Origin of the sequence: Enterococcus sp. AZ140, assembly GCF_051714405.1 — a bacterium.
Taxonomy (GTDB): Bacteria; Bacillota; Bacilli; order Lactobacillales; family Enterococcaceae; genus Enterococcus_B; species Enterococcus_B pernyi.
The window spans coordinates 2,947,451-2,967,855 of the sequence record NZ_JBIORU010000001.1 but is presented as its reverse complement, the minus strand read 5'-3'; the positions used below and the strand labels follow the sequence as shown (position 1 = coordinate 2,967,855).

20 protein-coding genes are annotated in these 20,405 nt (G+C 38.1%); 15 read left to right on the top strand and 5 right to left on the bottom strand.

The features are described 5' to 3' along the window. Positions 1 to 99 precede the first annotated feature (99 nt). On the top strand, positions 100 to 567 hold the full coding sequence (locus tag IGJ39_RS13535; RefSeq protein WP_019722518.1) for a Dps family protein: 468 nt from the start codon (positions 100 to 102) through the stop codon (positions 565 to 567). 210 nt (positions 568 to 777) lie between these two features. Then, on the top strand, positions 778 to 1,020 hold the full coding sequence (locus IGJ39_RS13530; protein ID WP_019722517.1) for a hypothetical protein: 243 nt from the start codon (positions 778 to 780) through the stop codon (positions 1,018 to 1,020). Between the two features lie 29 nt (positions 1,021 to 1,049). Here IGJ39_RS13530 and IGJ39_RS13525 read toward each other — a convergent pair whose 3' ends face one another. The 3 genes from IGJ39_RS13525 to IGJ39_RS13515 form a co-directional block, all read right to left on the bottom strand. Further along, complete coding sequence (locus tag IGJ39_RS13525; protein ID WP_019722516.1) at positions 1,050 to 2,033, bottom strand: hypothetical protein; 984 nt, start codon at positions 2,031 to 2,033, stop codon at positions 1,050 to 1,052. A gap of 156 nt (positions 2,034 to 2,189) precedes the next feature. Further along, positions 2,190 to 3,575, bottom strand: coding sequence for an argininosuccinate lyase (argH, locus tag IGJ39_RS13520; RefSeq protein WP_019722515.1), 1,386 nt, complete (start codon positions 3,573 to 3,575; stop codon positions 2,190 to 2,192). 101 nt (positions 3,576 to 3,676) lie between these two features. Then, entirely contained in the window at positions 3,677 to 4,888 is a 1,212-nt protein-coding gene (locus IGJ39_RS13515; protein WP_019722514.1) for an argininosuccinate synthase, read from the bottom strand. A gap of 377 nt (positions 4,889 to 5,265) precedes the next feature. On the opposite strand from IGJ39_RS13515, the gene rplM reads away from it, so the two are divergent. From rplM to IGJ39_RS13500, 3 genes are all read left to right on the top strand, one after another. Beyond that, positions 5,266 to 5,694 carry a 50S ribosomal protein L13 gene (rplM, locus tag IGJ39_RS13510; protein WP_153830627.1) on the top strand — a complete coding sequence of 143 codons (429 nt, stop codon included), beginning with the start codon at positions 5,266 to 5,268 and terminating at the stop codon, positions 5,692 to 5,694. Between the two features lie 15 nt (positions 5,695 to 5,709). Further along, positions 5,710 to 6,102 (top strand): 30S ribosomal protein S9, encoded by a 393-nt coding sequence (gene rpsI / locus IGJ39_RS13505; protein ID WP_010733940.1) that lies wholly within the window; start codon positions 5,710 to 5,712, stop codon positions 6,100 to 6,102. Positions 6,103 to 6,355: 253 nt separating this feature from the next. Continuing rightward, positions 6,356 to 7,420 (top strand): Fic family protein, encoded by a 1,065-nt coding sequence (locus tag IGJ39_RS13500; protein WP_019723639.1) that lies wholly within the window; start codon positions 6,356 to 6,358, stop codon positions 7,418 to 7,420. Positions 7,421 to 7,537: 117 nt separating this feature from the next. On the opposite strand, the gene IGJ39_RS13495 is transcribed toward IGJ39_RS13500, so the two are convergent. Continuing rightward, positions 7,538 to 8,005, bottom strand: coding sequence for a hypothetical protein (locus IGJ39_RS13495; protein WP_019723638.1), 468 nt, complete (start codon positions 8,003 to 8,005; stop codon positions 7,538 to 7,540). A gap of 740 nt (positions 8,006 to 8,745) precedes the next feature. On the opposite strand from IGJ39_RS13495, the gene IGJ39_RS13490 reads away from it, so the two are divergent. The 9 genes from IGJ39_RS13490 (at position 8,746) to IGJ39_RS13450 (ending at position 15,838) form a co-directional block, all read left to right on the top strand. After that, on the top strand, positions 8,746 to 9,072 hold the full coding sequence (locus IGJ39_RS13490; protein WP_019723637.1) for a hypothetical protein: 327 nt from the start codon (positions 8,746 to 8,748) through the stop codon (positions 9,070 to 9,072). A gap of 30 nt (positions 9,073 to 9,102) precedes the next feature. Continuing rightward, positions 9,103 to 9,924: a WxL domain-containing protein gene (locus IGJ39_RS13485; RefSeq protein WP_019722945.1), complete on the top strand. Its 822-nt coding sequence runs from the start codon at positions 9,103 to 9,105 to the stop codon at positions 9,922 to 9,924. A 35-nt stretch (positions 9,925 to 9,959) separates the two neighbouring features. Next, the gene (locus tag IGJ39_RS13480; protein WP_019722944.1) at positions 9,960 to 10,736 is read left to right on the top strand and encodes a WxL domain-containing protein; all 777 of its coding nucleotides are present in this window, start codon (positions 9,960 to 9,962) and stop codon (positions 10,734 to 10,736) included. Between the two features lie 31 nt (positions 10,737 to 10,767). Beyond that, positions 10,768 to 11,520 carry a WxL domain-containing protein gene (locus IGJ39_RS13475; protein WP_019722943.1) on the top strand — a complete coding sequence of 251 codons (753 nt, stop codon included), beginning with the start codon at positions 10,768 to 10,770 and terminating at the stop codon, positions 11,518 to 11,520. A 254-nt stretch (positions 11,521 to 11,774) separates the two neighbouring features. Further along, complete coding sequence (locus tag IGJ39_RS13470) at positions 11,775 to 12,896, top strand: DUF916 and DUF3324 domain-containing protein (protein WP_438764977.1); 1,122 nt, start codon at positions 11,775 to 11,777, stop codon at positions 12,894 to 12,896. 148 nt (positions 12,897 to 13,044) lie between these two features. After that, a complete protein-coding gene (locus tag IGJ39_RS13465; protein ID WP_157999839.1) occupies positions 13,045 to 14,409 on the top strand; it encodes a helix-turn-helix domain-containing protein in 1,365 nt (454 codons plus the stop codon). After that, positions 14,378 to 14,863 (top strand): hypothetical protein, encoded by a 486-nt coding sequence (locus IGJ39_RS13460; RefSeq protein WP_019722940.1) that lies wholly within the window; start codon positions 14,378 to 14,380, stop codon positions 14,861 to 14,863. The genes IGJ39_RS13465 and IGJ39_RS13460 overlap by 32 nt, the downstream gene beginning before the upstream one ends. 35 nt (positions 14,864 to 14,898) lie before the next feature. Further along, positions 14,899 to 15,060 carry a hypothetical protein gene (locus IGJ39_RS13455; RefSeq protein WP_019722939.1) on the top strand — a complete coding sequence of 54 codons (162 nt, stop codon included), beginning with the start codon at positions 14,899 to 14,901 and terminating at the stop codon, positions 15,058 to 15,060. 40 nt (positions 15,061 to 15,100) lie between these two features. Continuing rightward, positions 15,101 to 15,838 (top strand): class A sortase, encoded by a 738-nt coding sequence (locus tag IGJ39_RS13450; protein WP_019722938.1) that lies wholly within the window; start codon positions 15,101 to 15,103, stop codon positions 15,836 to 15,838. 179 nt (positions 15,839 to 16,017) lie between these two features. On the opposite strand, the gene IGJ39_RS13445 is transcribed toward IGJ39_RS13450, so the two are convergent. Then, positions 16,018 to 17,514 carry a helix-turn-helix domain-containing protein gene (locus IGJ39_RS13445; protein WP_019722937.1) on the bottom strand — a complete coding sequence of 499 codons (1,497 nt, stop codon included), beginning with the start codon at positions 17,512 to 17,514 and terminating at the stop codon, positions 16,018 to 16,020. 354 nt (positions 17,515 to 17,868) lie between these two features. On the opposite strand from IGJ39_RS13445, the gene IGJ39_RS13440 reads away from it, so the two are divergent. Next, positions 17,869 to 20,190, top strand: a complete 2,322-nt coding sequence (locus tag IGJ39_RS13440) for a WxL domain-containing protein (RefSeq protein ID WP_019722936.1) — start codon at positions 17,869 to 17,871, stop codon at positions 20,188 to 20,190. The last annotated feature ends 215 nt before the right edge of the window (positions 20,191 to 20,405 follow it).

Genomic DNA, 20,405 nt, shown 5'->3' with positions numbered 1-20,405 from the left:
TGGGGATGAAAATCGTTCTCATCTAAAGGATTTTAGTGTACTTTTCCCTCAAAGTTTACTATGATTTTAATATAGGCAAATGCGAGGAGGCAGAATTACATGAAATTTCAACAAACCAAAGAAGTATTGAATCAATTAGTAGCAGATTTAAGCCAAATGTCGGTGATCGTCCACCAAACACATTGGTATATGAGAGGTCCTGGATTCTTGACATTGCATCCAATGATGGACAGCTTCATGGACGACTTGAATGAACAATTAGATGAAATCTCAGAGCGTTTGATCACATTAGATGGTTCACCTTATTCAACATTACGTGAATTTGCAGACAACACAAAAATCCCTGATGAGATTGGTCGTTGGGATCGCACGATGGAAGAACGTTTAGAAACATTAGTCGCAGGTTATCGCTATTTAGCAGATCTTTTCCAAAAAGGAATCGAAGCTGCTGGTGAAGAAGGCGACGATCCAACACAAGATATCTTCATTGATTTTAAAGCAGCAACAGAAAAACGCATCTGGATGATACAAGCACATCTAGGTAAAGCACCAGGAATTGACGCATAAACAAGCGAATCACAACTATAAAAGACACCCTGTTGACATACATCCATTGAGACGTGTGTCGACAGGGTGTTATTTTTTCTATTAATTAAGCAGAAATTTATTTTCTGCTAATGGAAAAAGACGTTCTTTAAAAATCACTACTTTTTATTAAGCGCTTACTTTTCTTGCGATATACTCTCGGTGTAAATAAAAAAGAAAAGGAGTGGAAAAATGAAAAAGAAATGGTTCTCGTTGTTGATGGTTGTAATGTTGTTGTCGTCAGTTTTCCAACCGACACTCTTAGCCTTTGCGAGTGATCGATCCTTCAAAGAAGCGATCTCGCGTCCGGCTGTTGAGATTGATTTAAGCGGCACTTCGCAAGCGAAAGATGAAAAAACATGGAACGAATGGGCAACACTCCGAGGATTTACGGATACCCTTACAAGAGTCTTTCTGTCATTTTTTTGTAATTGACTGAGCATTGAGTACACCCTTTTGAATATTCAGGAGTGGATTTGTCGTAGCCCGCGTTCTTTGGAATCAAGGGCTTCAGATTGGAATTTTTCAGTGGAATAATGATCACGCCAATAATATAGATTATCTAACTGATATTGATGAATAATAGCTAAAGTAGGGTTATTCAATCGCTCTCTTAAATCAAGATAATCAATATTCAACATCCATTTACTGTAAAAATCGCCATGTATACCAAAGCTTATGTTATAGGGAGAACAACCAAATAGAGGAATATCTTCATAGCAAATCTCATATTCTTCCTCCGATAGACCACGTCTATCGTCGTCTAGGTCGTCTTCCTCTGGATCATAAGGACACTCAGCAAGAAAATGTCCATCACTTGGACCAAAATCAATAAATGAATCATCATGGGTCACAGTTAGTCGAGAATCTAATTGATTTAACTGAGTTTCTAGAAATTCCGTATTCTTTTCTACAGCGGCCAAAGGTCGATGCTTAGGGTCAGTGAAGGTGATTAGTCGACTACTTTTTCTACCTTCACCGATCATCTGTGAAGTTCTTTGATAATGAGATGCGATTGTTTGTTGGAATTGTTCTTCTGGAAATAAATCCTTCCAGTAAGATAATTTTTTTGCTTGATAAGTGTGAATAACAGTTAATATCAAATCGTCAATTGCTTGTAGCGTTTTTCGATCCGAATGATTTACTTTTCCGTAATGTTCATCAATTTGTTCGCCATAAGGTGTAAAACAATAGAGCGTATAAAATTGATATTTCAATCGATACTCCGAATACACAAAATGTTCCATCGGATGATTTGGCACACGAGGATCCCAGTAAATCGACGAAAGTTGTGGAAAGACCTCTGGACCATAATCAATAAAGTTATCATTATGTATCAAAGTCAAATCTGGATCGATTGCATGAAATTTTTGTGTGAGTTCTTCTGTCATTTTTCGAATCTTGGCTTGTGGTCGACGGTTGGGATCGACAAAGGGGAAGAAATGCATAATAGTTTTTCCTTTCTGTATGAAAAAGTTTTTTAAACTAAAGTATGACATGTTTATTCTTGAAAGATTGAACTTTTTTTACATATTTTTGAAAAATGTAAACTAAAAAAGAACATCTTGAGACAACGTGTGGAAACATTGTCTCAAGATGTTCTTTTAGTTCTTGTCTATTTTCAACTGATGTAGTGCTTGTTCAATTTGCCTTTCTACTTGGTCAAAACCTGTACCACCTAATGAATTGCGACGTTTTACGGCAGTTTCCGGAAGTAAGGTGTCGTAAATATCGGCTTTGATCAGCGGGCTGATTGCTTGGAATTCTGTTAGTGGGATGTCTTGTAATGAACAACCTTGTTGTGTACATTGTAAGACGAGTTTACCGACGATCTCATGTGCTTGACGGAAAGGGAAGTCCTTCGCAGCTAAGTAATCGGCTAACTCAGTCGCATTGGAGAAATCTTTTTGCGTGGCCGCATACATTCGGGCTTTGTTCACTTCCATGGTTTTGACCATGCCTTCCATGATCGAGAGACTAGCTAAAATCGTTTCACTCGTATCGAACATGCCTTCTTTATCCTCTTGAAAATCTTTGTTATAAGCTAAAGGCAAACCTTTCATCAACGTGAGCAAACCAAATAAATTCCCATATACTCGACCAGTTTTTCCACGAATCAATTCTGCCATATCTGGGTTTTTCTTTTGGGGCATGATCGAACTGCCTGTTGAAAAAGTATCCGAAAGTTCAATATATTGGCATTCATAACTACACCAAAAAATGATTTCTTCGCAAAAACGAGACAAGTGCATCATCAATAATGAAGCATTGCTTAAAAATTCCAGAATAAAATCACGGTCACTAACGGCGTCTAAACTGTTTGCATAAACATCAGAAAAGCCTAATTCAGTCGCGGTGAATAAACGATCGATAGGGAATGTCGTGCCTGCTAATGCCGCACTGCCTAATGGGGAAATATCGATTCGTTTCAGGCTTTCTGTGAAGCGTTCATGGTCACGAGTAAACATCTGATAGTACGCTAAGAGATGATGGCCAAAGGAAATCGGTTGGGCGTGTTGCAGATGAGTATATCCTGGCATGATCGTAGCCGTATGCTCTGCTGCTTTTTCCACGAACGTTTGGCGCAACGAATGAAGCTTTTCAATCAGTTCAAGTACCGTTTCTTTTAGGTACAAGTGCATGTCTGTTGCGACTTGGTCATTGCGGCTACGAGCAGTATGTAGTTTCCCAGCAACAGGTCCGATTTCCTCATGCAGGCATTTTTCAATATTCAAGTGGATGTCTTCATTTTCCACCGAAAAATGCAAAGTGCCATTCGTTAAGCGTGTTTGCAGTTTTTCCAAACCAGCGATGATCTGTTGCGCTTCTTCCTCGGACAAAATCCCAGTATGGGCCAACATTTTCACATGGGCGAGACTACCTAAAATATCTTGTGCAGCTAATTTTTGATCAAAGGAGATCGAAGCGCCGAATGCATCGATCCATTGTTCACTTTTTCCTTGAAACCGTCCACCCCAAAGTTTATCCATGTGATTCCTCCTATGTTTTTAATGAAAGAAAAGAAGGTAAAAGGTCCTGTTTGAGTTCGCACTCAGCTTTTACCTTACTTTTCTTTTGATTGCTTTACTCGCTACTCTGATCCTATGGCTGTTTGTTGCTTTGTTTGAACTTCCGCATAGACTTTCGATGGTAGACCCCAAAGCTTGATAAAACCGACAGCAGCTTGTTGATCGAAGGTATCCGCTGAAGTATACGTTGCTAGTTCTTCGTTATACAGACTATTGGCTGATTTACGTCCTTCAACGATGACGTTTCCTTTGAATAGTTTGACACGGACAGTCCCATTGACCGCAGTCTGTGTTGCTTTCAAGAAAGAGATCAACGCATCGGTCAATGGATTGAACCAGAGACCATCATAAATCATTTGGCTCAACTGTTGCTCGATCATTGGTTTGAAATGTGCTAATTCACGAACGAAGGTCAAATCTTCCAGCTCTTTGTGTGCCTGCATCAAAGTGATCGCTCCAGGGCATTCATACACTTCCCGCGATTTGATCCCTACCAGACGATTCTCCACATGATCGATCCGTCCGATTCCATGCTTGCCAGCTAATTGATTCAAAGACAAGATCAATTCAGACAAAGATAAACTTTCTTGATTCAAAGCAACTGGAACGCCTTGTTCAAAACTGAGTTCAATGATATCCGGCTGATCAGGTGTATACTCCAAGGCTGTCGTAATATCATAAGCACCTGCTGGCGGAGTCGCCCAAGGGTCCTCTAATACACCACACTCACAAGCACGTCCCCACAAGTTTTGGTCGATAGAATATGGATTCTCCAAATTTGCTGGGATCGGCACATCATTTTCTTTTGCATAGGCGATTTCTTCTTCCCGAGACCATTGCCATTGACGAACCGGTGCAATGATTTTCATTTCAGGTGCCAAGGCATTGATTGCTACTTCAAAACGAACTTGGTCATTGCCTTTTCCTGTACAGCCGTGAGCAATCGTCGTTGCACCAGTTTTTCGAGCTAATTCCACTAATTTTTTTGCGATCAAGGGGCGAGAAAGCGCAGAAACCAGTGGGTAAGACTGCTCGTAAAACGTATGACCTTGTAGCGCGATCAATGCAAATTCTTGAGCAAATTCCTCTTTGGCATCGATGGCATAAGACGCAATTGCGCCAACTTGAAGTGCTTTTTCTTTAATAAAAGCGGTATCTTTGCCTTCACCGATATCTAGGCAACAAGCAATCACCTCATAATCTTTTGCCAACCATTTGATTGCCACAGAGGTATCTAAACCACCTGAGTAAGCCAATATAATTTTTTCTTTCATAAAATCGCCCCTTTATTTTTAAGTGTTTTCAAAATAGTTGTTTCAAATGATAACATCATAAAAATAAAAAAGCAATCAATAAATTAAATAATTATACACAAAAATAAATAAAATGAAAATAATATTCAAAAATAATGTAAATACACAACTTTTTATACAAAACGGATTTCTTAGTCTAAAAGAAACTAAAACGATGAAAAGATAAAAATGAAAAGGAAATTTAATTTTTCAAAAGTATAGAAAAACGTTGACATTATCGGTATTTGCAGGTAATATGTTAAATGGTATTGTTTGCCCCACAAAGAGCCCCGGAAACTCGAAGTGTATGTCAAACATCAGAACTTAAATTGGAGGAAACTAACGTGCGTACAACATATATGGCCAAACCAGGCGAAGTAGAACGTAAATGGTATGTAGTAGACGCAACTGATGTTCCATTGGGACGTCTTTCAACAGTTGTTGCATCTGTACTACGTGGAAAAAATAAACCAACTTTCACCCCTCATTTGGATACTGGCGATTTCGTCATTGTTATCAATGCAGATAAAGTGAAATTAACAGGTAAAAAAGCGACTGATAAAATTTATTACCGTCACAGCAACTACCCAGGAGGATTGAAATCAATCTCAGCTGGTGAATTGCGTGCTAAAAATTCTCGTCGTTTGATCGAAACTTCTGTAAAAGGCATGCTACCTAAAAATACTTTAGGCCGCAAACAATTTACAAAATTGAATGTATACGGTGGAGCAGAACATCCACATGCAGCACAACAACCAGAAGTTTTAGACATCACAAACTTAATCTAATAGGAGGGAATTTCATTGGCACAAGTTCAATATATCGGCACAGGCCGTCGTAAAAATGCAGTTGCTCGCGTACGCTTAGTACCAGGAACTGGTAAAATTACTATCAACAAAAAAGATGTTGAAGAATATATTCCACATGCTGACTTGCGTGAAGTTATCAATCAACCTTTCGGCGTTACTGAAACAAAAGGCGCATATGACGTATTTGTTAACGTAAACGGTGGAGGATACGCTGGACAATCAGGAGCTATCCGTCACGGGATCGCTCGTGCATTGCTAGAAGTTGATCCTGACTTCCGTTTAGCTCTTAAACGCGCTGGGTTACTTACACGTGACGCACGTATGGTTGAACGTAAAAAACCAGGTCTTAAGAAAGCTCGTAAAGCTTCTCAATTCTCAAAACGTTAATATATTTTATATATATCGACATTTCAGGCGTTTCGCAATTCAGTTTGCGAAGCGTCTTTTTTTGGTTTTTAAATAGGTAAAGTTGGTGAGTTCAAATTGAGAGAATTTCATCGAGAATCAATCGAAGCAGAAAGAAGCGACTGCAAAAAAAGATCTAGTCAATTTAAAGAAACTAAGATATATTTAGTCGTTTACTCCGCCATCAGTTGTTTTTCTCCGCCAAATGATATAAAATGGCGGAGAAAAGAGGTGGATGGCGGTGAAAGAATTTGATTATCGTGAGTTGCATAAGCTTACTCTCAGTCATGACTTGTTGAATATGCTGACCAAGATTCATGAATATAAAGGAAAACAAGAACTCTATATTGCAACAAAACCAGAGATTTTAAGTAAGCTGACGGACTTAGCATTGATTCAAAGTACAGAGGCTTCCAATAGAATTGAGGGGATCGCGACAACTGACGGTCGCTTAAAGCAAATTGTGGCGGAAAAAATTAAGCCTCGTAATCGAGATGAAGAAGAAATTGCCGGTTATCGAGATGTTTTGAAACTAATTCATGATAGTTATGAGCATATCCGAGTAGTGCCGAATGATATTTTGACGTTACACAAGAATCTTTATAATTACTCAGCTAAAAGTTATAAAGGAAAGTTCAAAAGTGGAGATAATGTTATTACGGAAAAAGATCAGGATGGTAACGAACGTGTTCGATTCGTACCGGCACCAGCTTATTTGACACCAGATTTAATTGAAGAGCTATGTTACCAATACAATCAAGCTATTCAGAAGGCTGAGATAGACCCGTTACTATTGATCCCTTGCTTTGTTTTAGACTTTCTCTCGATTCATCCATTTAGTGATGGAAATGGGCGGATGTCGCGCTTATTGACATTATTGTTGCTGTATAAGTCAGGGTATTTAGTTGGCAAGTACATCAGTATTGAGATGCTGATTGAGGAATCAAAACAAACTTACTATGAATCGTTACAGGCAAGTTCTGTTGGTTGGTCGGAAAATGAACAAGATTATACGCCGTTTGTTCGCTATCTTGTTGGCATCATTTTGCGAGCATATGAAAATTTCTCGGAACGCTTTGAGATCATTATCAATCGTGAGCTAACACCAGTAGAGCGGGTAATAGAAGAACTGGAAAAGTCTTTTGAACCTTTGAGAAGAACTGACCTAGAGAACTTATTGCCGGATATTAGCCAGCGGACGATTGAACGGGCTCTGGCTGAGCTACAAACAGAGAATAAGATTCAAAAAATCGGAAGAGGTCGTTCGACTAAGTATCAACTATCAAATGATGTTAAATAGTAAAATATGAATTACTACCTATTACTGGAAGAAGAACAAAAATCCACCGTACTTCTTCCATCACTCCCCAGAGCATACTCAGCTTGCTAGGTATGATCTGGTTTTTTATTCTTTAAATCATTCAAAGAGCGAGCGATTCTCAAAGTTTGAAACATAGTCTAAAAAATAAATATTTCTATTATCTAAGTGCTCTTGTTCGATTCCTTGTTGTATTCTAAAGTCGATAGCTAATAAATTGCAATTTGTTTCCATAATCCCGAGTGACTCTTCGAAGATAATATAAATTGTTTCTTTCTTTAATCCAGGGAGTGTGATTGGATTTTTTGCATAAGACTGATAATAGATATTGCTTTTTGAATTTTCTTCTACATAAAATAGCTGAAAGTCGATCGTTTTTTCTTTTCGATCATAGATCGAGTGAAGAACATTGATTTTTAACATTTCAAGATGTTCTTTATAAATAGTGGAAATAGGGGCCTCTTTTACATCCACTAGTTCTTTCAATGTGGTTAAAGGTTTGTGTCTCGTTTGCACGCAATGTATTTTTTCTTGATATTTTTCAAAAAGAAAATCTGAATCTAACAATATTTTGTTCCTCCTAAACATCATATTTGCACTTCTCCGTTTATCGGAAAGCGATTCCATTTATAGATTACAGAAATAAAATGAAATACTGATGTGCTAATACTATTTTTATAGTTAATATAACTAACGATATTATTAATGGGTTAAATAGTGGGATACATTATAATGAAAATAAAGTTTGAGGACGATTGAAGAGGAAATATTTGCTCTTGTTAGAGAATGACAATCAACAAATACCGTACCTATGTTTCTATTTTTCACGACTCATAAACAAAAATCACTCATTCACAAATCCCCGCCATTCCCCACAAAAAACATCATTTAATGGAAGAATTTTTTTCTATCAACAGTTATCTATACAGTTGATAAAAATTAATTTTTCCATTCTTTTTTTCATTACTTTAATTATTTTTTCTAATCTATACTCACTGCTTTTTTAATAATGTGAAATTGGACAATACCAATTAAGCTTTGTTTATAAGTGTTTTAAAATTATTTAATTTATAAAAAAACTATAGTTATTAACTTGATTATACAACTAAAATGGTTATTTTATATTTTTTTTCAAATTTTATATAAGAATGGATCGATAAAATGTTGTATATTTTTCCAAGGATTTTTACGTGTGCGTTTTGTTGTTTAATTTTTTTTCAGGAACTGAAATAAAAATAAGATGAAGTGAAAAATAGAGGAAGGTATGATAAACGCAGTTCTAAAAAAGGAGGTAGAAGAAGCTGTTTATGGGGAGACGAAAAAGAGTCGCTTCTTTGGTTTTGATTCTGCTATTACTGACTAGTAACGTAACCATTGGTCGAGCAGATAGTCAACATTATGGAAGTTATGGAGAGACAGGTTTTTATGGTAAGTATGAAAAGAAGACTTTCCCTGATTCGAATGATTTAACAGAAGATGAGAAACAAATTCTTTCGACATCTCCTGATGAACAAACGAAAATACCGGCTGCTGGTGATGCTTCTAACGAGGGGATGTATCTTTTATCTTTGATCACGATAGTAGCAAGCATCATTTTATACCTGAAATTGAGACTAAATAAAAATATTAATTAACCAAAAAAGAAAGGAATATAAAAATCAAAAATGAAAAATATTAAAAAATATTCTTTAGCAATTATTGTTGGCGTTGGGATCATTTCTACATATGGCACAACGCTGGTCGGTGCAGCTACTGCTGGACAGTATGATTCAAAATCTTCAGTCGAATTCAAACAAGGAACGACCGTTACACCTCCGGTTGATCCGGAAGATCCAGATACAAGCATTCCGGTAGTACCGATTGATCCAACTGATCCGACAAATCCTCCGGGACCTGGTACAGGTGGCCCATTATCAATTGACTTTGCTTCGTCTTTAGCTTTTGGTAAACAATCCATTTCATCAAAAGAAGAGACTTATTATGCACATCCTCAAGCATTTGCTAGTGGAAAGACTGCTGAGAACTATGTACAGGTGACTGATACACGTGGGAATTTTGCGGGATGGACATTGTCAGTTGCGACAGATTCACAGTTCCATTTAGATACTGTCGATCCAACGGTGACCGATGAAGGTAGCGCTGAAGTGGGGGATTACTTGACAGGAGCACAACTAGCCTTTAGTGGTGGTCATGTGAACACAGAAAAAGGAACGGATTCATCGATTTATCCTGAAGAAGTAAATACAGGTATGTACAATGTTTCTACTGCGGCTACAGTGATTGTATCTGCGGATAAAAATCAAGGGATGGGTACTTGGATCTATGGTCTAGGTAAACCAACTGATTATGATTCAACAGCGACAACTGGAGATGCTATAGCAACAAAATCACCAATTACGTTATGTGTACCAGGTGCAACAGTGAAAAAAGCGGGGACTTATACGACCAATCTTAATTGGACATTATCCGACACTCCAGCAAACTAAATACATTCAGATATTTCCTAAGGAAGGAGGATTAGATGAAGAAGTTTTTATTAGCAAGCGTACTTTCGACATTGTTTATTGCTCTCTCCTGTCAAATGGTTTATGCAGAGCAGCAAGATGATATAGGAGGGTATGATGCGGTAAAATTCCGATCATCAAAAGAACCGACACTTCCTGTAGATCCTACCAATCCAGAGATTCCAGTTGATCCGATGAATCCTGATGGCTCTAGACCTGAGCCTGGGACCGGAGGCGCGTTATCGATTGATTTTGCTAGTAGTTTGGATTTTGGGATAAATAAGATTTCCAATAAAGACGAGTATTATGCTGCGCAAGCGCAAAGGTACTTCAATGATCCTAGCTTGATCACGCCGAACTTTGTTCAAGTGACAGATAATCGTGGAACATTGGCTGGCTGGACGCTAAAGGTAAAAGAAACCCACCAGTTCCGTGCAGAAGAGGCTACACAATACAAAGAACTAACAGGGGCAACCTTGTTTTTCCTGAAACCCAAGCTGGTAAGTAACAGCAACTCCCCGCAACCTACTGCTTATGAAGTACTAGGAATGGTTCCGAATCAAGAAAGTATGATCACTAGCGCTGAGATTGATCAAGGCGCTGGAACATGGGTTACACGCTGGGGAGATATGACAGATTTATTCGAAAAAAAGGAAATAATTGAAGGAGAGGAAGTAAATACAACCTTTACTTCTGCCATTCAATTGTTTGTTCCTGGAGCGACACCTAAAGATCCAGTGAGCTATCAAACAAATTTGGTCTGGATTCTTTCAGATCTGCCAACAAACAAATAACAATATCGTCAACTTAAAGGAGAAAATTCACATGAAAAAAATCACATTATATACTACAGCTTTACTAGCAACAATGATCGCAACTGGCGTGGCTACAACAGTATCAGCAGACGAAGTAGCATCATATGGTGCATATGGTTCAATCAAATATACTCCATCAGCTAGTGTAACTGACCCAATTGATCCATTGAACCCAACTCAGCCAGTTATTCCTGAAAATCCTGATCCAACTATCCCAGTTGTTCCAGGTACGCCAGGACCATTATCGATTGACTTTGCTTCATCATTTGATTTTGGTACACAAGAGATCACATCTGTAGACAAAGTGTACAATGCAGCCGCTCAAAAATACAAAGATGCAGCTGGAAATGCCAAAACTGGACCAAACTACGTTCAAGTAACCGATAATCGTGGTTCATTAGCTGGATGGGGTTTAACAGTCAAAGTAAGTGATTTTGCTTCAACAGATGCGGCTACTGCTGGTAAAGCAGGTGAGATTTTAGAGGGCGCGAAAGTTTATTTGACTAATGCATCGATTGTTTCAGCATCTAAAACACCTGCTGATAAAGTAAAAGCAATTACAACGTTAGATCCAAATGTACAATCAGACGTAGTCATGGGAGCAACTGATGGAAATGGTGCTGGAACAAGCTTAGTAGACTTTGGTTCAGATACAACAAAAGATTCATCTGTAAAATTAGAAGTACCAGGTGCGTCAACAAAGTTAGCAAGTGACTATAAAGCAACAATGACTTGGTCATTAAGTGATACACCAGCTAACTAAGATATTTTAAAAAACACATGTAAACCCAGAAATGCTCAGATTTGGAACATGAATGAGGAATTCGAAAATCCCCCCACCTTTTTTCGTTAGCCTCTATCATTTTTGAATAAGATATTATTGGGAAAATTCAGCTTCAAAAAGAAGAGAATGTGTCAAAGGCTTATCCGAATGTTGGGCAAGCTTTTGACACAGCTTTTCTATTTATAGAAATTAAGGAGAGAACAGCAATAGTGAAAAGGGCAAAATTTTATTTAATGACGTTCGTAATGGTAATGACGATGGTGATAGGTAGTAAAGTCGTCAAGGCAAATGAGTTTCAATTCTCAATGACACCCGTCTTACCGGAAAACCAAGCAGAAGAGGTCTCTTATTTTGATTTATTGATGACACCTGGACAGAAACAGACAATCCATGTATTACTGGACAATTCAACAGATAAAGTAGTGACGGTCGAAGCAAATGTAGCAAGTGCAACGACCAATATCAATGGTGTAGTGGAATACAGTCCAAGTGAAAACAAAATAGATAAAACGTTAAAGTTTGATTTAGCGGATCATGTGAAGATGCCGAAGGAAGTAGTCTTACAGCCGAAATCTCAAACAGACGTAGCCATCGAGGTAACGATGCCATCTGAAACATTTGATGGTGTAATCGCGGGTGGCTTGACGTTCAAGCAAAAATCTTCTGAAACGGACTCTTCTTCAAAAGATAAAAAAGGGGTTTCTCTAAAAAACGAATTTAGTTACGTAGAAGCACTATTACTGCAACAAACAAAAACAAAAGTTGCGCCCTCATTAACTTTGAATCATGTGACTCCTTCTCAAGTCAATGCTCGGAATGTTATCAATACGAATCTTCAAAATTCAGAAATGGGTTATTTGAATCAAATGAAAGTGGACGCAACAGTAACCAACATCGATGATCCAAGTATGACGTTCACTTCAGTCAAAGAAATGATGCAAATGGCACCAAATACAAATTTTGATTATCCTATTGCAATCAGTAATCAAGGGATGTTGGATAGTGGTAATCCATCCAAACCGATGAAGGCGGGAACGTACCATTTAGCCATGGATGTGTATGGGCAAAAAGATCCTAGTGGAGAGTATGTCCAAACAGAAAAAAATCAAGAGGGCAAAGAAACGGACGTTCATTATCTCTACAAATGGCATTTTGAAAAAGATTTTACGATTACTGCTGAAAAAGCGAAAGAATTAAATGCAAAAGATGTGACGATCGAAAAAGATAATACTTGGATTTACTTCTTGATTGGGGGCATCCTTCTAGCATTGCTTGCCTTCATCTTATTCTTTATTTTATGGAAACGACGCAAAAAGAAGGAAGAAGACGAAGAAGATAAAATCTCATTGCCGTAAATCAATGCTGTCAATTAGAAAATGGTGATACAAAATGATGTTGGAATTTCTAGATAAAAAATCAATAGGCAGACTGAAATTACTCTTTTATTTAGATGCCAATGCTTCTATTCCTCTGTTACAAGCGACTGTGATGGAGGAACTGAAGATGAATAGATATGAGCTTGAAAGTTGTATAAAAGATGTCCAAGAGGATTTGAAAGAGTTTGATTTGACGGAGCAGTTCCTCATAGAAACCGGAGTAAAACCGAAGACTGTGAAATATACGCGAAAAACATTTGCGAATATCTCTTGTTTGATCAGTTGTTATGCGAGTCGAAGTACCTTGACTCCCTTGATAAAGGCTGTACTTATGGAACAAGTGGAAAATACCTTTGATTTAGAAGACGTATTATATGCTTCCAGAGCAACGGTTTATAAAATCATGTCAAAAGTAAATGAGCTGTTGAAGATTTTTGCAATAGAGATTTCTAGCGGTTGTCAGTTTATCGGTAAAGAAAGAGATATTCAATCGTTTTTATATGGCTATTATTACACGCTATACGGAGTAAATGCCTATCCTTTTACTGAAAGCATGAAAGAAGAATTAAATGAAATCATCAACCAGCTTCGCCAAATCACGCACTTTCTTGAAGAGGATCTTTCAAATTCACAACAGGTAAAGCTATTATATCGCTTATTTGTTTTGAAGGTGCGCAACTATTTTGGCCATCAAGGAGAAACAACTGTATCTACTGTGCAGAATGAAGGACTGGTACAAAAGATCATGACGGTTTTAAGTCCGTATTTTCAACATTTGCAAAAAGCAGAGATTTACGAACTTTTGTATTTTATCGGCAGTGAGAATTTGTCGTCGTCTTGTAGACTGATAGAAACAGAAGTGATTACCTCTCTCAATGAAAAAGTGATCAGCAGTGTCATTGCAGAATTTCAAGACGTTGTTTCATGGGGTGAAACGCGTGAGGTAATCGATGAGCTTTCGCTGATCCATAACAAGCTGATTTTTCAGAAGCGTACAAACTTTGAAAATTCAACGATTCAACATTTTTCGTTTATCAAAGAAAACTATCAGTTAGCTGAAGCGCTCGCTTATCGAATTGTGCAAGAATTATTGGAGTTGGAATGGTGTGCAGAGACAGTTCGAGCAAATTACCATGAGTTAGCAAAAGAATATATTTTTCTTTTTTTGGCAACTTTACCGATTGAACTTCTTTCACCAAAAGTGAGGATCGCCATTGATTTTTCTTTTGGCGAAAGTTACAGCCGCTACATTCAAGAACAAGTGGCTGCTTTTGGTAAGTTGAATATTGAATCTTTCGTAGGAGAAGCAGAGGAAACAGCGGATATTTGTATTTCAGACATGTTGAAGTTGCAAAGTAAACGACATCAAGTGATTTGGTTATCTCCTCCTACAGCTTCTGATTGGGAAAAATTAGGCGATTTGATCGTAAGTGTAAAAATACAGAAGTGTGGGAAGAATCATGAGAAAAATTCAGAAAATATCTCTTCGTAGATTTAGTAAAAGCTATCTTTATGCCAGTTTATTTTTTGCTCTTATTATTCATGGAGATCGTACGATTGCTGCAACGGAGGAAGAGATACTCAATCCAATCAATCCTGCAGAATCTGTCTCTCCTAAAAATCCGGAACGTGTGTCGTTTCAAGAAGAAACAACTCCTTCTTCTAAAGAAGAAAAACCAGAGAAAAAAGCGCCACGATCTCAAGGAGAATCTCCAAAGAAACGTGAGAGTAAGACAAAAGCAGTGAAAAAAGAGGATTTCTTTCATCCGACGGAACATTTGGTACTAAATAAGAGAAGCAAAGCGACTGCTGGGATGGGTGAAGACGCAAGAGTGGGAAAAACGAATACAGGGATAATGCTAGCAGCCTTGTCTGGAAAAATGCTCTTTGGTATGGGACGGTTAGACGGGGAAAGCTACGTCACTAAAGAGATCAGACACTACTAGTAAAAAATGAATCATAAAAATAGGGATGATGTTTGATGATAAAAGTTTGTTTTAAAGCAGGTGGATTTAAAGAAGTGGGCGCCCTACACTGGCTGATAAACGCTGATTTAGACGATCAATTACAAAGTGTACACGGGACACAGGAACGTTTTGAATGGGTCAAATATTCGATGGATCAAAGTAGCTATAATGGCTAACTGGAAGAAGAGGAGAGGTCGTTCAAATAGTCAACGAAGATTGAAAATACTGATCAGTATCTTGGTTCTACTTGCCGTGAGTCTGATGGCTGTTCCTTTCTCCAAGTATTTTCTGATAGCGACTCATTCACAATTGGCGCGTACAGCGATCCGCTACCAAGTGCCAAAAAATATTCCACCAACAGAAGATGTGAAAGCATTGAATATCCAAGATGTCATTGGGGTGACACAAAAAACAAACGATGATGCTATCGGTCAAGTCGTTATTCCTAAAGTAGAGATTTCGCAACCGATCTTTCTTGGTTTGACAACAGACCATCTGATTGATGGAGTGGTTAGTTTGTTCCCTCAACGTGAAACAGATTTGGGATCACTAACACTGATTGGTCATCACGCAGGCTCGTACCAACTACTTTTTGCTCGAATCGAAGAATTGAAAAAAGGGGATTCGATTTATATTCAGTATCTAAATGATTACTCTCAATATGAGGTGGAAAAAACATTGGTGATCAAAGAAACAGAAGTGGATCAATTGGCTGATAAAGGCGCAGAGTTTCTTTTTCTAGTTACTTGTAGACAAGAAGATAAAACCCCTTACCGTACATTCGTGGAAGCTAAAAAAGTGCATGAGGAAAAAGCACTGATCGAACCATTTAAACAAGAGGCAGAAATCGTCAAACAAGCAAAAGATAAACAATATCTTGTTGAATTTATCCTGCCGCTTTTGCTTATAATTCTTGTCGCTATGTTATTCTTGATTTTCGTCTGGCGTACGTAACTGAGTACTCTCCAAAAAATGATCAACGTTACTGCCCTTTCGTTTGATAAGCGGTTTACTAAGCGTCATTGAAAATCAAGATTTTAGCTAGAGTAGGAGGTTGTGACAGAAGTGCCCAGCTCTGAGGAATAAGTAGCAAAAGCCGAAAATAGCTTCTCATATTTTTTGCTTTTTACTGCTTATTCCTTCATTAAATGGCCAAATTGCTTTTTCGTACGGAAAGAATCAACGAAATTCACTATTTCAAGCCACTGGAGCGGAGTTGGTTTGACACCGATAAAATAAATTTCTGCTTTTGGATTGATTTCCTGTCCTTCTTTTAGCGGGAAATCACAAAAGATGATTTCGGGATATTCATCGTATTCCACCACTTCAATCGGTCTAGGATTCAGCTTTGTTAAGTAGCGGACAAGTTCGGTTTTATGGAGTTTTCCGTATTTAGTCAATATAGCTACTTTCACTGAGTCTAGCTGTTCTTCAAGGACCCACGATACTAGTTGAAACAACGAAAAACGAAAGGACTGACTATTGAAGATCCGTTGCCATTTTTCTTCTTTTAATGGAATTTGAGAAATGATTTTGTCTACGATTTTAAAATAATGATCCTTCGTTGGATCGCTATAATAAAAGTATTCCAAGTCAGAGTATGGCGGCACGTAGTTGTCACTTCCGTAACTGAGAAAATAGGTCACTCGATAAATCATGTTGAGAGAGAGAAAACTTTCCTGTGGGCCTGTCAATCGTCGTTTCGTTTGTTGAAACAGCTGATCAAAAATCGATCGTTCAAGCTCTTGATACTCTTCTGTATAAAAGTCGCGAAAAGATGGCAACTCGTTTTTTTCATGATAAGTATAGGTCGGCACGACAGTAAACACATAGTAAAGGTAATTGAGCTCTGTTTCATTCAAGGTTTTTTTAAAAAAACGACCGGTTATTTCTTTCGATTGTATTTGTTGTTTGAAAACGTCATAAGTGATTAAAGGACTTCTAACTTCTGTTATCGTGATAGGTAAGCTAGTGATCGTATGTCCATGATTCATTCGGTGTTGTGTGATTTTCATAAATAAGTAGAGTTTACGGATATCTTCGCGCGAATGCATCGGCAGATATTCGTGGATCATCGTCGCAAGTGCTTGGAAACTCTCAGGATATTCAGGGATGATTGGTTCCCTCTCATCATGTAAATGCCAGAAGAGTTCAAAGAAAAAATGACGGATACGGTATTCCTCACCACTGATTTTTTTCTTGAATAACAAATACTCAAGGGAGTGTTCCCCAAGCAGCACTCGTACAGGTTTCAGCTTAGGTAACACACTTTGTTGGTGCATATGGACAGACTCAGAAAAAGAGGATAAGTTTTGAAATTCTTCTTTATAAATAGAAAGGACGAATTTAAATCCAACAGTTTCTTTAAACAGCAGAATATAGACTTTAAGTAATAAAAATTCTTTTGAAAAACGGATAGATAAGCCATGTTTATCATAGTTGAAGTCAAAAGTTGGATATTGTGTTTTTATTTCTTCCACTCTGTGACCGATGGCTTTGTAACGATATTCTGAAATATTTAGTGCTTCTTGGATACTTTTTTTTGGATAATAGTCTTTTTTATTTATATAACAGTATTGGAAGAACTGGATAATTTCATTTTCTTTATAATTAAAAAAATACTCTCTCATGACTTCACCTCCACTGTGTTTGGATCAAATTAATGAAATGTTTCTTATTCAATATTATATCTATATATTACGAGAAAACCTACTAAATAAATTAAATGACAAAAAACGTAGACAGCTGTAAAACGTTCGTATGATTTTAATTAATTGTAAAATACTTATGAGAATAACCATGAATTTTTTGTTTTTTTTGCAAAACAATAATAACAATAGTTGTTGCTTTTTTTGTTACTATAAGTCGAGAAAAAATACTTATTACGTATAGACCCTAAAAATAGAAGAGCTGTCTTCGGCAAGATACTATGTACTTTTTTCTTATAAGTACGCAACCACCTCAAAAGAAAGAAGAGAAAATGAATGAATAAAAAGAAAACAATCCTGTCAAAAATTATTATCGGGTTCAGCATCATTGCTCTATCGCCCTTTTTGAGTAACTATTTTGGAGATCGAGTTGAAGCGGCTACAGCTATTTCCAGTACATTAGTACCTGGTAAAAATTCAGATACTGGAAATCATACTTTGGATAGCACCTTTCAACAAAATCCGAATAACTGGATGATGTTAGCAGGAGATAGTAAGTGGTGGAAATGGGATCCTTCGGGAAATAATTATTTATGGTTAGCGAACTCAGTTAAAAATTCATGGGTATATCAATCAACCAGAGCAACACTTGATTTTTCTAAACCATTAACAATCAAAACGCCCTATTGGTATGATAAAGCCGATGTCTGGAAAATGGGGGATGCATCGGGCTTCTTTTTGACTCCGGCAAATAACGACATGATCAAACAAAATGCACCCAATGCAACAGGACAGAAGCTAGGAATTGCCGGTTTAAAAGATAGTTTTTTTGTTGGTCGTGATATTTGGTACAACAGTGCATTTGATGGGCCAACTGCTACCAATAAAGGTCAGGATAAAATCGAGATTCGAAAAACAGATGCAAATGGCGTCATCGAACAATCAAGTTCCACTACGATCCCATGGGTAGAAGCGTCTGCACCGTTACAATTCCAAGGGTCTGGAACGACTCGTTGGAGTTCTGAAACGCAAACATTGACTTGGTCGGATATTGTAGATAATAAAAATGGCACTTACACTGGCAAGCTGTCGCTTACTTCTACGCCGGATATTGGCTATAACAATAATGGTGCATATGGAGCAAAAACTATTTCAAGAACAATCACCATTAGAAAAAACATTTCATTTGGTAGCCTGGCGATTACAGGAAACAATACTGGAGTGATCCAAGGCGGGAATGCTTCCAAAAACGCTTCATTTATGGCAACTCGCGGGACAGTCACATTCCCAGTGAATTTTATTGATGCGACGACGAATGCACCGATCAAAAAGGTAGAGGCAGCTACCATCACTGCGAATGTGGGTGACAAGATCGGTGTAACAAATGGTTCAGCAAATGCCTCGGACCATTTCACTTATCAGGCGCCAACCCTTACTGGATATAGTTTTTTGAGTGGGGGTTCAATCACGGTTGCTAATTATGACGAATATGTCAAAGCCAACCCGAATGGCATCAATGTTTATTATACGCCTATTGACGAGAAAGTTGATTTCAGAACCTATTATCTAAAAGATACACCAGGAACTGGGATCGTAACGGACCCGATCACAGGATTACTTGGTGGTCATCCTGCCTCCACCCTTTCGTTTACAGCAGGCTCTGCGGTAGAGTTACCTTTAGCTAGTCCGCCAACGTTTACCGATAAGTATGGTGCGACATTCCCAACGGTACCTAAATTGAGCGTACCAGCAGGGTATAAATTGGATCACGTTGTGGCTCCTGACGGTCAAGGCGGAAAAACATATCCAGATATTGCTTCAGCGGTTGCCGCAAATTCAACATTTGATGATATAGCCAACAATCCTTGGGCAAATTATTTTACTATCTATTTAGCTAGCGATGCCGCTTCAGCTAGTTTTTCCTATAAATATGTAGATGGTACGAGACCGAATGTTCCTGATCTACCTGTGATTCCGGCTGAAACAGGTGTAACCGGTGGAGTCATCAAAGATCCTAGCGAGCAGTTACCTGAACTTCCTGCAGGTGTCACAATCAAAGATGTGACAGCACCTGATGGAAACACGTATGGAAGTCTGAGTGAGGCTTTAGCCGTTGACGCAAATAAGTACTACCAAGCAGGCACGATAGCTTTTACTCTAAATGTCACAGCGCCGCCAGCTATGCCAACACTTGATGAAGTACCAACTGTTGAGTTTGGCACACAGACACTGAAATCGGGAACTCACTCATACGGTAGTGAGACACAGACGGGTTTAAAAGTCACTGATGAATCATATACAAATAAAGGTTGGCACGTTACAGCATCGATGTCGCAACAATTTACGAGTGATACAATGGCTGATTTGGAGACTGCACCGTTCGGTACATTCTTAAAAGGTGCAAGTATCAGTTTTCATGCAGGCACGCTAAACACAACGACAGGAAATACTGCAAAAGCACCTCAAGCGCTTGACTTTACATTACAAGAAGATGGTGCTGCGGTTTCTGTCATGAATGCCGCCACTGGAACTGGTCAAGGTGCTTGGGAGTTAAGTTATGAAGATGTCCAGTTGCAGGTCGATGGCAATAAAATAGCGGTAGGAAAACCTTACCAAGCGACCATCAATTGGTCATTAAGTGATGTACCAGCAAATTGATGATAAATACTGTTATTCATTACTGTTAAAAGCGGTGATTCTCCAAAAATCAATATTTAACAATCGAAAAATTGAGGTGGGACGGCAGTTGTTAATCTCAATAAATAAGGTGATATCCATAAAAATCATTGGAATTTTTATGGATGTCGCCTTATTTGCATGGAAGCTGTCTCCACAACAGTTTGTTTACCCGTTAGTAAAAACATTACGTGATT

Excerpts from the sequence above, each read along its gene's own strand:
- IGJ39_RS13465 (WP_157999839.1), top strand. The coding sequence starts at position 13,045 with ATGAATAGATATGAGCTTGAAAGTTGTATAAAAGATGTCCAAGAGGAT.
- IGJ39_RS13535 (WP_019722518.1), top strand. The coding sequence starts at position 100 with ATGAAATTTCAACAAACCAAAGAAGTATTGAATCAATTAGTAGCAGAT.
- IGJ39_RS13475 (WP_019722943.1), top strand. The coding sequence starts at position 10,768 with ATGAAAAAAATCACATTATATACTACAGCTTTACTAGCAACAATGATC.
- rplM (WP_153830627.1), top strand. The coding sequence starts at position 5,266 with ATGGCCAAACCAGGCGAAGTAGAACGTAAATGGTATGTAGTAGACGCA.
- IGJ39_RS13470 (WP_438764977.1), top strand. The coding sequence starts at position 11,775 with ATGACGTTCGTAATGGTAATGACGATGGTGATAGGTAGTAAAGTCGTC.
- IGJ39_RS13500 (WP_019723639.1), top strand. The coding sequence starts at position 6,356 with ATGGCGGTGAAAGAATTTGATTATCGTGAGTTGCATAAGCTTACTCTC.
- IGJ39_RS13530 (WP_019722517.1), top strand. The coding sequence starts at position 778 with ATGAAAAAGAAATGGTTCTCGTTGTTGATGGTTGTAATGTTGTTGTCG.
- argH (WP_019722515.1), bottom strand. The coding sequence starts at position 3,575 with ATGGATAAACTTTGGGGTGGACGGTTTCAAGGAAAAAGTGAACAATGG.
- IGJ39_RS13525 (WP_019722516.1), bottom strand. The coding sequence starts at position 2,033 with ATGCATTTCTTCCCCTTTGTCGATCCCAACCGTCGACCACAAGCCAAG.
- IGJ39_RS13460 (WP_019722940.1), top strand. The coding sequence starts at position 14,378 with ATGAGAAAAATTCAGAAAATATCTCTTCGTAGATTTAGTAAAAGCTAT.
- IGJ39_RS13445 (WP_019722937.1), bottom strand. The coding sequence starts at position 17,514 with ATGAGAGAGTATTTTTTTAATTATAAAGAAAATGAAATTATCCAGTTC.
- IGJ39_RS13490 (WP_019723637.1), top strand. The coding sequence starts at position 8,746 with ATGGGGAGACGAAAAAGAGTCGCTTCTTTGGTTTTGATTCTGCTATTA.
- IGJ39_RS13480 (WP_019722944.1), top strand. The coding sequence starts at position 9,960 with ATGAAGAAGTTTTTATTAGCAAGCGTACTTTCGACATTGTTTATTGCT.
- IGJ39_RS13485 (WP_019722945.1), top strand. The coding sequence starts at position 9,103 with ATGAAAAATATTAAAAAATATTCTTTAGCAATTATTGTTGGCGTTGGG.
- IGJ39_RS13515 (WP_019722514.1), bottom strand. The coding sequence starts at position 4,888 with ATGAAAGAAAAAATTATATTGGCTTACTCAGGTGGTTTAGATACCTCT.
- IGJ39_RS13440 (WP_019722936.1), top strand. The coding sequence starts at position 17,869 with ATGAATAAAAAGAAAACAATCCTGTCAAAAATTATTATCGGGTTCAGC.
- IGJ39_RS13455 (WP_019722939.1), top strand. The coding sequence starts at position 14,899 with ATGATAAAAGTTTGTTTTAAAGCAGGTGGATTTAAAGAAGTGGGCGCC.